Source organism: Pseudonocardia sp. (assembly GCF_025965585.1).
Classification (GTDB): Bacteria; Actinomycetota; Actinomycetes; order Mycobacteriales; family Pseudonocardiaceae; genus Pseudonocardia.
In genome coordinates, this window is sequence record NZ_JAOPWR010000460.1 from 1 (window position 1) to 10,903 (window position 10,903).

A 10,903-nucleotide genomic window follows, 5' to 3' on the forward strand; every position below is an offset into this window, starting at 1 on the left:
CGGGCCGGGGCCGGTGCCGGTGCGGACGCGGTCGGCCGGGTGGCCTCGGCCGGAGCCGCCGGAGCGGCCGGAGCCGCCGGGCGGGGTGCCGACGGCTGCGGAGCCGCCGGGCGCGGTCCGGGGACCGGACCACCGTTGCCGGACCGCGGCGGACCGGGGACCGGGGACGAGCCGGGCGTGGCGCCCGGACGGGGACGGCCACCACCGGACCCACGGGCGGCGCCGTTGCCGGCACCCCCGGCGACGGACTCCCGCAGCTTGCGGGCGACCGGGGCCTCGACCGTGGAGGAGGGAGACTTCACGTACTCCCCGAGGTCCTGCAACTTGCTCAGGACCTGCTTGCTGCTGATGCCGAGCTCTTTGGCGAGCTCGTGCACGCGGGCCTTGCCTGCCACTGCACTCCTTGTTTCTCGGAGGCCGGCGGCTGGTCCCGCTCGACCTCGAACCTAGTGTCGAAGCACGTTCATGGTGCGATCTTCACGACTGGCTCATGACGGGTCGACCTTGCTTCCTGCTGTGACGGACGCAGGTGTCTCCTGCGCCCCGCTTGCGACGGTCAGATGTGCCCGCACCGCAGTGACGTCCAGCGGTCCCGGGACGCGGAGCGCCCGAGGGAACGCCGAGCGACGCTCGGCACGGTCCAGGCACTCCAGAACGGGATGCAACCACGCACCTCGTCCAGGGAGCCGTCGACGTGGATCCGGGGTGACCACCCCGTCTACCGCGACGACACGCAACAGACCGCCGGCCTGAGACCTGGTCCGGCAGCCGACGCACGTCCTGACGGGCTCCGCGGCGGATCGACGATCCGGGGCGGGGGTCGGGCGTACGGGAACCGGCCCATGGTCGAGGGCCGATGCTGAGTGTAGCGCAGCGTCGCCGCGCTCTCCCCCCGCGCTGTGCTGTGGGAGAGGTCGTGACCCGTTCAGCCGACCGACTCCGACTCCGGGGCGTCGACGGCACCACGGGGATCGGCGTCGCTGCGGATGTCGATGCGCCACCCGGTGAGACGGGCGGCCAACCGGGCGTTCTGCCCCTCCTTGCCGATGGCGAGGGAGAGCTGGAAGTCCGGGACGACGACGCGGGCCGTGCGGGTCTTGGCGTCGATGACCGTGACCGACACCACCTTCGACGGGGACAGGGCGTTGCCGACGAACGTGGCGGGGTCGCCGTCCCAGTCGATGATGTCGATCTTCTCACCCGCCAGCTCGCTCATGACCCCGCGCACACGGGCCCCCATCGGACCGATGCAGGCACCCTTCGGGTTGACCCCGGGGACCGTGGACCGGACCGCGATCTTGGAGCGGTGCCCGGCCTCGCGGGCGACGGCGGTGATCTCCACCGAGCCGTCGACGATCTCCGGCACCTCGAGCGCGAACAGCTTGCGGACGAGGTTCGGGTGCGTACGGCTCAACGTGATCTGGGTGCCGCGCATTCCGCGCGTCACCCCCACGACGTAGCAGCGGATGCGCTCGCCGTGGCCGTAGGTCTCGCCGGGCACCTGCTCGGCCTGCGGGAGCACGCCCTCGGTCTGCGGCGACAGCTGGACGATCACCACGCCGCGGGCGTTGGCGCGGGCGTCGCGCTGCACGACGCCGGCGACGATCTCGCCCTCCTTCGCGGCGAACTCGCCGAAGGTGCGCTCGTGCTCGGCGTCGCGCAGCCGCTGCACGATCACCTGGCGGGCGGTGGTGGCGGCGATGCGGCCGAAGCCCTCGGGGGTGTCGTCCCACTCGGTGGCGACCGCGCCGTCCTCGCCGAGCTCCTGCGCCATCACGCGGACCAGGCCGCTCTTGCGGTCGATGTCGATGCGGGCGTGCGGCTGGTGGCCGTCGGTGTGCTTGTAGGCGGTGAGGAGCGCCGTCTCGATGGCCTCGATGACCGTCTCGAAGGGAATCTCCTTGTCGCGCTCGATGGCGCGCAGTGCGGCGATGTCGACGTTCATCTCGATCCCTCCTGGGTCGTCTCGGTACCCTGCAGGGCCTCGATCTCGGATGCGGGTGGCTTGCTGAACTCCACCTCGACAGCGGCGTGCGCCACGTCGGCGTAGCGCAGCGTGCGCCGGGCGCCGCCCACCAGCAGCTCCACCGACTCCTCCCCCGCGCTGCCGACGCGACCGGTGAACGGAGCACCGTCCTGCGGGCGCACGGCGACGAGGCGCAGGTGGGCTCGCCGCCAGTGCCGTGGCGAGGTCAGCGGCCGGTCGACGCCGGGCGACGTGACCTCGAGGGTGTACGAACCGCCGATCAGGTGCTCGTGCTTGTCGAGCTCCTCGGAGGCGGCGCGGGACACGAGCGCGATGTCGTCCAACCCGACGCCGGCGTCGGAGTCCACCACCAGCTTGATGGTGTGGCGGCGGCCGATGGCACGGACGTCGAGCTGGTCCAGCTCGAAGCCCGCAGCGGTGACGATCGGTTCCAGCACGCCGTGCAGCTGCTCACCGGGCTGCTGCCCGGCGGGCTTCTGCACAGGGCGGGGGGAGGGCATCGCGTGCTCCTGCTTCGTCGGTCGGCCCGCCGAGCACGCACGAGTGGCGCGGTCCTGGCGGGCGGGATGGGTCCGCAAGGGTATCGCGCCCACGAGGAGTCACGGACCACCTCCGCTCCGCCGCGGGGCCGCCGGAGCGGCCTGGCAGGATGGGCGCCCGGCGAGGCGGCTCCAGCGGCCGCCGGAGGCAGCGGGGAGGTTGGATGGACGGGGCAGGCACGGCGCCCTCGCCTTCCGCATCGCCGCTGTCCGCATCCGGGCCCTCCGCAACCCGGCCGTCCGGGTCCGGGCTCTCGCGGCGCCGGATGCTCGCCGGGCTATTGCTCGTCCCGCCCGCGCTGGCCGGGTGCTCGTTCGGCGGGTCCGCACGGGACACCGAGCCCGACCCGCTCATCGCCCTCGCCGACGCCGCCCGCGCCGACGTCGCCCTCATCACCGCTGCGGGGGCCGCCGACCCGAAGATCGCCGAGAGCATCGCGCCACTGCGCGCCGCCCGCACCGACCACGCCGCGGCGCTCGACGCCGAGGTCGCCCGCCTCGACCCGACGCGCACCACGGCCGCCCACGCGCCCACACCGGCCCCGGCACCCACCACCGGCACCCCGACGCTGAGGGCGGTGCGCGACGCGGTCAAGGCCTCGGCGTCGGCGGCTGCCACAGCCGTGCTGACGCTTCCTGCCGAACGGGTCGGGCTCGTGGCCTCGGTGTCGGCGTGCTGCGCCACCTACGCGGCGGCCCTGTCATGAGCGGCCCTGTCATGAGCGGTGCCATCATGAGCGGACCGGCATGAGCAGCCCGACGCCCCAGCCCTACGGGCCCAACGCCGCGCCGAGCAACGGCCCGTCGACGATCGACCGGACGGCCGCCGCGGCCCTGCAGGACGCCCTCGGCGCCGAGCACGCCGCGCTGTGGTCCTACTCGCTGATCCTGGCCTTCCTACCCGGCGACCAGCTCGCGCAGGCCCGCGCCGACGAGGAGGCGCACCGCGTCCTGCGCGGTGCCGTCGAGCAGACGCTGGTGCAGATCGGCACGCGGCCGATCTCGGCGCAGCCCGCCTACGCCACGCCGAAGCCGGTCACCGACGGGGTGTCGGCCGCGGCCCTCGCGGTGGTGGCCGAGACGGACGCGATGACCGCCTGGCGGTCGGTGCTGGAGCACACCACCGACCGCGGCCTGCGCCAGGCCGCGCTGAACGCGCTGACCGAGAGCACGCTGCGCTGCGCCCACTGGCGGGTGGTGGTGAACACCCCGCCCGCGATCCCCACGTTCCCCGGCCAGCCCTGACCACCTGCACAGTCAGTGCAGGGCGTTCAGGGCCTGTGCCACGTCCGCCTCGGTGTTGTAGAGGTGGAAGGCCAGGCGGGCCGCCCCGGCCCGGACGCTGGTCACCACCCCCGCCGCCGTCAGGCGGTCCGCCGCGCCGGGCCGGGCCACCGCCACGATCGCCGAGCCCGCAGGTTCCATCCCCAGTCCCGCGCGGAACGCGTCGGCCAGGCCCGTGCAGTGGGCGTGCACGGCGGCCCGGTCCAGTCCGGCGAGCCACGGCAGCGCGACGGCGGCGCCCGCGTGGCAGTACCAGGCCGGTGACGTGTCGTAGGCCCGCGCGTCCGGCGCGAGGCGCAGCGGCAGCCCGTAGACGCTCGTCCAGGGGTCGGACCCGGCGTACCAGCCTGCCTGCTGGGCACCGAGCTCCAGGTCCTCGCGCACCGCCATCCACGCCACCCCGCGCGGGCTCAGGAGCCACTTGTAGCCGCCGCCGACCACCACGTCGGCCCAGCCCAGGTCGGCGTCGAGCCAGCCCGTGGCCTGGGTGGCGTCCAGCACCACGCGGGTGCCCGCCGAGCGGGCGGCCCGCAACGCGGCGAGGTCGGCGACGCGCCCGTGCGCCGACTGCACGACGCTCACCGCGACCACGTCGTACTCCCCCGCACGCGCCCCCAGCTCGTCCAGCTCGACCTCGTCGACGCTCAGACCCCGCGCGGCCGCGTGACGCTCGTGAAGTCGCCCCGCGCCACGAGCACGCGCGCGCCCGGCGGCAGGCTCGCGGCGACGACGCCGAGCAGGCCCGAGACGGTCGCCCCGATCGCGACGCGGTCGGCGGGGAATCCCACGAGCCGGCCGAACGCCCCGCGGGCGAGCGCGACGGGCTCGTCGAAGTCCGGCGGACGGCCGGCGGCGCTCCGCCAGCCGCGGACCGCCGCCTCGACGGCGTCGGCGACCGGAGTGGACGGCACGCCGACGGCAGCGGTGTCGACGTATCCGTCGGGGACGTCGAACTCGGCTCCGAAGGCGATGCGCACTCCTGCGACCCTAGGGCGCATGGACAGTGAGTTGATCGAGATCCGCACCGGCGGCCACGAGGCGGTCGTCGACCTGACGTCCGAGATCACGACGTTCCTGCGCTCCACGGGCGCTCGGGAGGGGCTGCTGAACGTGTGGGTGCCGCACGCGACGGCCGGGCTCGCCGTCATCGAGACGGGCGCGGGCAGCGACACCGACCTGCTCGCCGCGCTGCGCGACCTGCTCCCTGCCGACGACCGCTGGGCCCACCGCCACGGCAGCCGCGGTCACGGTCGCGACCACGTCCTGCCCGCGATCATCGCGCCGTCGATGTCGGTGCCCGTGCTCGACGGTCGGCCCGCGCTGGGTACCTGGCAGTCGGTGTGCCTGGTCGACACCAACAGCGACAACCCCGTGCGCTCGGTGCGCCTGTCGTTCCTGGCCGGCTAGTACGCCTCAGTACGCCGATCCTGCGGGCTCGAACACGAACGTCCGGCCGCCCATCCGCACCCGCGTGCCGGGCAGCAGGCGGCTCGTGCGCCCGGGGGCGAGCGGGGTCCAGCCGGGGTCGTCCGGGCCGGCGACGAAGGTGCCGTTGCGCGAACCGGAGTCGACGAGGACGACGTCCCATCCGTGGATGAGGATCTCGGCGTGCACGCGGGACACCGAGCCCGACCGGTCCTCGACGACGATCGGCAGCAGCTCGCCGGTGCGGGCGCGGGGGTCCGCACCGGGCATCCGGCCGACGAGGTACTCCGCGTCGACGGTGAAGGCGGCGCCGTCGTCGAACACGATGCGGCCCAGCGGCGGGCGCACGCCGACCACGAGCGGCTCGTCGCCGTCCCCGAGCGGCACGCCGCAGAGCACGCAGGACTCCGAGCGCGGGTCGTTGAGGTGGTCCTGCTCGCACAGCCGCCCCTCCACGAGCGACTCGTGCTCCGCGGGGCCGGGGTCGGGCTGCTCGACGGTGGGGTCCCGGTCGGGCCCGTCGGTGGGATCGGGCTGCCGCGGGGCCGGGGTCGGCACCCGGCCGGGCCGGGCCGCCAGCCCGACCACCGCCGGATCGGCGGCCTCGCCCGCGGCGGGACCCGGGACGCCGTCCGGCAACACGCCGACGGCCTCCACGGGCCGGGGGAGCTGCAGCGCCGGCACCGCGGTGGCGGGCGTGGCGGCCTCCGCATCCTGCATGTCGTCGTGGGTCCCGGGGACGTGCTCCGCCACCGGCTCGGCGGCCTGCGGTGCGAACTCGGACACGGCGGGGGCGACAGGGGTGTCCGGAGCGATGTCCTGCCCGGCTCCGGGCTCGTCCGGCGCCTCGGGATCCTCGACCGCACGTAGCACCGGGGCGCCCGCGAGCGGGTGCACCTCGGCCGGGTCGTACCCGTCGGGATCGGGGGGCGCGCCCTCCGCAGGCTCGTCCGCACCGAGATGGCCCGGCGACCCGCCCCCGTACGCGACGTCCGGGAGCTGCCGCGCATCCACGGACCGCGGGGCCGGCCCGGGGTCGGGCTCGTCCGTCGCGCCGGGATCGAGGATCGCGTGCCGCCCGCCGTTCACCGGGTCGTCGTCGAGGTGCTCGCTCCGGCCGTCCCGCTGGGGGGCGGACGCCGGTCCGGGCGAGGTGGCCGTGGCGTCGGACGCCGGCACGCCCGCAAGGGGTGACCCGCGGGGCGGGGCGGGCACCTCGCCGTTCGCGGTGCCCCATGCGGAGCCGTCCCATGGGCTGCCGTCGTGCCCGGGCACCGGCTGCTGCTCCGCCGCAGGCGCCGGCGACGGCAACTCCACCTCGCCCGATCCGGGGCCCTCGGACCAGTCGGCGAACCACTCGTAGCCCGACCGGTCGGAGGCGCGTGCGTCGGCGAACCGGGCGCTCGTCCAGGGCCCGAGAGGCACGACGGTTCCGTTGCCCTCGGGCTCGTCGGAGCGGCCGTCGCGCGGTCCCCCGCTCGTGCCCCCGCCCCTGCCATCGCGCCGCGGGACCGTGCGCGCCCGGCCAGTGCGCGGCTCGACGCCCTCCTCCTGGTCCGCGGACGGGGCCCGCTGGTCACCACCGACCGGGAACAGCATCGCGCCGGCGCCCGACACCACGCCGGCACGCAGGTCGTTGAGCGACGACGGGAGGTCGGGAGGCGGGACGGCACCGGCGACGGAGAGGACGACGGGGACGTCGGGCAGCGGGATCAGCCGGTCGGTCCACGTGGCGGCGTCGGCGCCGGACAGGGTGGCCCTGCCGCCCGTCACGGCCGCGTTGCCGACGAGGAACACGCCGAGCTGCTCGCCCGTGACGGCCAGGGTGCCGAACTCCAGGTCCTCGTCCGGGGCGTCCGCCCCACCCATCCAGCGGGCCAGCCGCCGCGCCAGGGTGCGACCCGGGTCCGGGCCTGCGACCCCCGCGCAGAGGTCGAGCAGCTGCAGCAGCGTCTCCCGGTCGCGACACCGCGCCACGCACAGCACTCCCGGGTAGCGCGCGACGACCCCGTCGCCGCTGATCACCGCTGCCCTCGCCGCGTCGAGAGTCACCCGCGCCACCCTCCCCCGAGGAACGTTCGGCCGGCGCCCCCGGAGCTGGCCGGACCATGCCTCGGCACCGGAGCAGGACGTGCGGTGTCCCCACGCATGCCGGACATACTGCCGGGCCGGTGGCGGAGCGTGAACGGCGGGGACGGTCTCGCCCGGTCCTGGTGTACAGCGCGTAACCGGCCGCTTGCGGCGTGGTCACCCGCTAGCTGCGGGCGAGCGCCTCCAGATGCTCGACGGCGCCGTCGAGGGGGATCTCGACGCGCTCGCCGCTGCGCCGGTCCTTGACCTCGATCACGCCGTTGGCGAGTCCGCGGCCGGCGACGACGATGGTGGGCACGCCGATCAGCTCCGCGTCGGCGAACTTGACGCCCGGCGAGGCCTTGCGGTCGTCGAGCAGCACGCTCAGGCCCGCGGCCTCGAGGTCGGCGGCGAGCGAGGCACCACCGGCAGCGATCTCCTCGGACTTACCCGCGACCACCACGTGCACGTCGAACGGCGTGACGGCGCGGGGCCAGACGAGGCCGGAGTCGTCGAAGTTCTGCTCCGCGATGGCTGCCACCAGCCGCGAGACGCCGATGCCGTAGGAGCCCATCGTGATGCGGACGGGCTTGGAGTCCGGACCCAGCGCGTCGAGCTGCGCGGCGTCGGCGTACTTGCGGCCGAGCTGGAACACATGCCCGATCTCGATGCCGCGCGCCGCCACGAGCGGGCCGCTGCCGTCGGGGGCCTCGTCGCCCTCGCGGACCTCGGCGGCCTCGATCGTGCCGTCGGGGGTGAAGTCGCGACCGGCCACCAGGTCGACGACGTGGTGGTCGGGCTTGTCGGCGCCGGTGACCCACGCCGTGCCCGTGACGACGCGCGGGTCCACGAGGTAGCGCACCCCGTTGGCCGCCAGCGCCACCGGGCCGATGTAGCCCTTGACCAGGAACGGGTTCTTGGCGAAGTCGGCCTCATCGAGCAGGGCGACCTCGGCGGGCTCCAGCGCGGCCTCGAGGCGCTTCATGTCGACCTCGCGGTCACCGGGCACGCCGACGCCGAGCAGCGTCCACTCCGCTGTGCCGGGCTGACGGGTCTTGAGCAGCACGTTCTTGAGCGTGTCGGCCGCCGTGAACGTGCGGCCCAGGCCCGCTCCGTTGAGGAACGACACCAGCGACTCGATCGTCGGCGTGTTCGGCGTGTGGTGCACCTGCGCCTCGGGCAGCCCGTCGAGCGGGATCGCGGGCGGGGGCGTGGTGGTGACCGCCTCGACGTTGGCCGCGTACCCGCCCGGGCTCTGGACGAACGTGTCCTCGCCCGTCGGCGTGACCGCGAGGAACTCCTCCGACGCCGAGCCGCCCATCGCGCCGGACGTGGCCGCGACGACGACGTAGTCCAAGCCGAGCCGGTCGAAGATCCTGATGTAGGCCGCCCGGTGCTTCCGGTACGACTCCGACAGGCCCTCGTCGGTGAGGTCGAACGAGTACGAGTCCTTCATGAGGAACTCGCGCCCGCGCAGGATGCCCGCACGGGGCCGCGCCTCGTCGCGGTACTTGTTCTGGATCTGGTAGAGCATCACCGGGTAGTCCTTGTAGGACGAGTACTCGCCCTTGACCAGCTGGGTGAACAGCTCCTCGTGGGTGGGCCCGAGCAGGTAGTCGGCGCCCTTGCGGTCCTTCAGGCGGAACAGGTTGGGGCCGTACTCGGTCCAGCGGCCCGTGGCCTCGTAGGGCTCGCGGGGCAGCAGCGCGGGCAGGTGGATCTCCTGGGCGCCGATCGCGTCCATCTCCTCGCGCACCACCTGCTCGACGGCGCGCAGCACCTTCAGGCCCAGCGGCAGCCAGGAGTAGATCCCCGGCGCGGCGCGGCGGACATAGCCGGCGCGGACGAGCAGCTTGTGGCTCGGTACCTCCGCGTCGGCCGGGTCCTCACGCAGGGTCCGCAGGAACAGCGACGACATCCGGGTCAACACCTGCTGAAGGGTAGCGACGACCCCCGTCGCCGGTCGCCCCGGTTCCCACGCCCCCGATCTGCGCGCCGTTTCGCGTCCTCGCACCGTCCACGGAGGGTGCGCGGACGCGAAATCGCGCGCAGATCGAGCTACCGCCCCAGGAGGTGGCCGTTGGGCTCACGGGCGGCGTCGGCGAGCTCGGGCAGCTCGACCACCTCGACGCCCGCCGCCCGCAGCTGCTCCGCCCCCTCCCCCTCGACGAACAGCGACGGCTCCCGCCACGCGAACACCGCGCGGGTGATGCCGGCGGCGAGGATCAGCTGGGTGCAGGTCCGCGGCCGGGACGCCCGTGCGCTGCACGGCTCCAGCGAGCTGTAGACCGTGGCCCCGGGCGGCACCACGTCCAGGGTGGCGAGGGCGGCCTCCTCGGCGTGGTCCTTCGGGTCGCGCTGCCGCGACCATCCCTCCGCGAGCACCGTGCCGTCCGCAGCGACGACGAGCGCCCCCACGGAGAACGCGGTCTCCGACGGCGGGCAGCGCTGCGCCAGCTCGACGGCCTGCGCCAACAGCTCACGATCGTCCACGGTTCTCCCCCAACAGGTAGCGCAGCAGGACGTGGTCCCCCATCGGCCGGGCCTCGGCCAGCCGCATCGCGGGCGGCAGCGCACCGGCCCCGACGAAGCGCGGCGCGTCCGGGTCGCCGACGAAGAACGGCGCGACGACGAGCTGGATCTCGTCCACCAGCCCTGCCGCGAGGAACAGCGTGTGGACCGACGTGCCGCCCTCGACCATGAGCCGCTCCACGCCCCGGCCGCGCAGGTCGGCGAGCACGCGGGCGGGATCGACCGTGCCGACGACGTCCGCGGGCACCACCACCCGCTCGGGACGAGAGGTGTAGACGACCCGGCTCCCGTCACCCGTGGTGAACAGTCGCGCGGACGGGTCCAGCTCCCCGCTGCCGCTGAGGACCACGCGCAACGGCTGCGGCGGCCGCCCGGACGCGACCCGCTCGGCCACGCGCTCCGCCGACCGCACGAGCAGCCGGGGGTCGTCCCGCCGGACGGTGGTGGCGCCGACGAGGATCGCGTCCACGCCGGCCCGCGCGGCGTCGACGCGGTCGAGGTCGGCGGCGTCGGAGAGGATCAGCCGGTCCGGCATGCGGTCGTCGATGCACCCGTCCACCGACATGGCGGCCGACAGCAGGACGTAGGGCCGCTTACTCACGGCGCCATCCTCCCCTGCGCCGCCCCCGCCCTGACGACGCCCGCCGATCACGGGCGGAGGGCGGCTGCCGGAGGTCGGCGAGCCACCCTCTCGCCGTGTCCGGCGGGCCGGGGCGCTCAGGGACCGGCCTACCGCGGCGGACGGGGCGACGGGCGCTGGGGCAGGACCGTGGTGTGCTCCGCCGCCACGTGCGCGTCCCGCTCCGCCTGCAGCTTCTCCGCCGCCCGTCGCAGCGCGCCGAGGTTGCCGATGAAGACCGTCGCGTCCGGGTCGCCGGGGCGGGGCCCGGCCAGGACGCTGGTGGCCTCCTCCTCGACGAGCAGATCGGGTCGGCGGACCGGAGCGGGCCGCGCTGCCGCAGCGACCGGCCGGGCCGGGGCGACCGCAACCGGGGCGGCAGGCTTGGCCGCGGTGGCCCGAGCCGGGGTGAGCGGAGCCATGGCAGGCCGCGAGATCGGATGAGCG

General features: G+C 75.0%; 12 protein-coding genes and 1 pseudogene. 3 read left to right on the forward strand and 10 right to left on the reverse strand.

Going from position 1 to position 10,903, the window contains the following annotated elements; translation table 11 throughout:
• From JWR81_RS28200 to rimP, 4 genes are all read right to left on the reverse strand, one after another.
• Positions 1-395, reverse strand: a 395-nt coding sequence (locus JWR81_RS28200) for a translation initiation factor IF-2 N-terminal domain-containing protein (protein WP_297659456.1), incomplete at its 3' end; no start/stop codon positions are given.
• 93 nt (positions 396-488) lie between these two features.
• Positions 489-1,001 (reverse strand): YlxR family protein, encoded by a 513-nt coding sequence (locus JWR81_RS28205; RefSeq protein WP_297659458.1) that lies wholly within the window; start codon positions 999-1,001, stop codon positions 489-491.
• Positions 926-1,945, reverse strand: a complete 1,020-nt coding sequence (nusA, locus tag JWR81_RS28210) for a transcription termination factor NusA (protein WP_297659460.1) — start codon at positions 1,943-1,945, stop codon at positions 926-928. The genes JWR81_RS28205 and nusA overlap by 76 nt, the downstream gene beginning before the upstream one ends.
• A complete protein-coding gene (gene rimP / locus JWR81_RS28215) occupies positions 1,942-2,487 on the reverse strand; it encodes a ribosome maturation factor RimP (RefSeq protein WP_297659462.1) in 546 nt (181 codons plus the stop codon). Before rimP ends, nusA begins: the two co-directional genes overlap by 4 nt.
• Positions 2,488-2,690: 203 nt before the next feature.
• Between rimP and JWR81_RS28220 the strand changes: the two genes are divergently transcribed.
• Both JWR81_RS28220 and JWR81_RS28225 read left to right on the forward strand, forming a co-directional pair.
• Complete coding sequence (locus JWR81_RS28220) at positions 2,691-3,233, forward strand: hypothetical protein (protein WP_297659464.1); 543 nt, start codon at positions 2,691-2,693, stop codon at positions 3,231-3,233.
• A gap of 40 nt (positions 3,234-3,273) precedes the next feature.
• Positions 3,274-3,771 (forward strand): ferritin-like domain-containing protein, encoded by a 498-nt coding sequence (locus tag JWR81_RS28225; protein ID WP_297659465.1) that lies wholly within the window; start codon positions 3,274-3,276, stop codon positions 3,769-3,771.
• 12 nt (positions 3,772-3,783) lie between these two features.
• Here JWR81_RS28225 and JWR81_RS28230 read toward each other — a convergent pair.
• Positions 3,784-4,787: pseudogene (locus JWR81_RS28230) on the reverse strand (aminotransferase class V-fold PLP-dependent enzyme).
• Positions 4,788-4,806: 19 nt separating this feature from the next.
• Here JWR81_RS28230 and JWR81_RS28235 point away from each other — a divergent pair.
• The gene (locus JWR81_RS28235; RefSeq protein ID WP_297659467.1) at positions 4,807-5,217 is read left to right on the forward strand and encodes a secondary thiamine-phosphate synthase enzyme YjbQ; all 411 of its coding nucleotides are present in this window, start codon (positions 4,807-4,809) and stop codon (positions 5,215-5,217) included.
• 6 nt (positions 5,218-5,223) lie between these two features.
• Here the strand turns inward: JWR81_RS28235 and JWR81_RS28240 are convergent, their stop codons facing one another.
• From JWR81_RS28240 to JWR81_RS28255, 5 genes are all read right to left on the reverse strand, one after another.
• Positions 5,224-7,287 carry an FHA domain-containing protein gene (locus JWR81_RS28240; protein WP_297659469.1) on the reverse strand — a complete coding sequence of 688 codons (2,064 nt, stop codon included), beginning with the start codon at positions 7,285-7,287 and terminating at the stop codon, positions 5,224-5,226.
• A 202-nt stretch (positions 7,288-7,489) separates the two neighbouring features.
• Positions 7,490-9,235 carry a proline--tRNA ligase gene (locus JWR81_RS28245; RefSeq protein WP_297659471.1) on the reverse strand — a complete coding sequence of 582 codons (1,746 nt, stop codon included), beginning with the start codon at positions 9,233-9,235 and terminating at the stop codon, positions 7,490-7,492.
• Positions 9,236-9,363: 128 nt separating this feature from the next.
• Positions 9,364-9,798 (reverse strand): dCMP deaminase, encoded by a 435-nt coding sequence (locus tag JWR81_RS34585; RefSeq protein WP_367278869.1) that lies wholly within the window; start codon positions 9,796-9,798, stop codon positions 9,364-9,366.
• Positions 9,785-10,438 (reverse strand): RibD family protein, encoded by a 654-nt coding sequence (locus JWR81_RS34590; RefSeq protein WP_367278870.1) that lies wholly within the window; start codon positions 10,436-10,438, stop codon positions 9,785-9,787. Before JWR81_RS34590 ends, JWR81_RS34585 begins: the two co-directional genes overlap by 14 nt.
• Before the next feature lie 128 nt (positions 10,439-10,566).
• On the reverse strand, positions 10,567-10,903 hold a 337-nt coding region (locus tag JWR81_RS28255), incomplete at its 5' end, for a hypothetical protein (RefSeq protein WP_297659473.1).

Bases quoted from the DNA above. Each gene is read 5' to 3' on its own strand.
- JWR81_RS28225 (WP_297659465.1), top strand. From the start codon at position 3,274: ATGAGCAGCCCGACGCCCCAGCCCTACGGGCCCAACGCCGCGCCGAGC.
- nusA (WP_297659460.1), bottom strand. From the start codon at position 1,945: ATGAACGTCGACATCGCCGCACTGCGCGCCATCGAGCGCGACAAGGAG.
- JWR81_RS28220 (WP_297659464.1), top strand. From the start codon at position 2,691: ATGGACGGGGCAGGCACGGCGCCCTCGCCTTCCGCATCGCCGCTGTCC.
- rimP (WP_297659462.1), bottom strand. From the start codon at position 2,487: ATGCCCTCCCCCCGCCCTGTGCAGAAGCCCGCCGGGCAGCAGCCCGGT.
- JWR81_RS28235 (WP_297659467.1), top strand. From the start codon at position 4,807: ATGGACAGTGAGTTGATCGAGATCCGCACCGGCGGCCACGAGGCGGTC.